1 pseudogene is annotated in these 638 nt (G+C 66.0%); it reads left to right on the forward strand.

The window, feature by feature from the left end:
- A pseudogene (locus AC08OO_RS20575) lies at positions 1-615 on the forward strand (IS982 family transposase); the annotation flags it as partial.
- Between the last annotated feature and the right edge of the window lie 23 nt (positions 616-638).

A 638-nucleotide genomic window follows, 5' to 3' on the forward strand; every position in this document is an offset into this window, starting at 1 on the left:
TCGCGACCGACACCGACTTCTGGTTCGACGACGTGTGGATCACTGACACGACGCCCGTGCCGTGCGGGATGTCGCGGCCGACGGTCAAGCTCTCCGACGCGGCCGGCTGGGCCAACTACGGCTACTGCGCGTCGCACTCACGGTTCTCCTGGGGGGCTGAAGCTCTACCTGGTCTGCACGCCCGTCGGTATGCCGGTCATGTGGGCCCTGGCCGACCCGAAGATCGGTGAGCGGGAGGTCCTCGAGGCGATGCTCGACCGCGACGAGGACCTGATCCACGAACGCGGGCGGATCCTGCTGGTCTCGGACAAGGGCTTCGCCTCCGGCGAGCTTGAGAAACACCTGTCCGACGAGGGCATCGACCTGCTCCGGCCGCACCGCAAGAACGAGAAGATCCGGCCCGGGGAGTCCCTGCTCAAGAGCATCCGACAGCTGATCGAGTCGGTCAACGACACCCTCAAGGGGCAGCTTGACCTGGAAGAACACGGCGGACGGACCTACGAGGGCATCGCGATCCGGGTCGCCCAGCGGATCATGGCCATGGCCGCTGGGCTCTGGCACAACCACAGGACCGGCGCGCCGGTGATCCGCTCATTGATCGCCTACGATCACTGACCCTCAGGAATCACTCGTCTAGG

This window comes from Frankia sp. CeCAU1, from assembly GCF_977971845.1.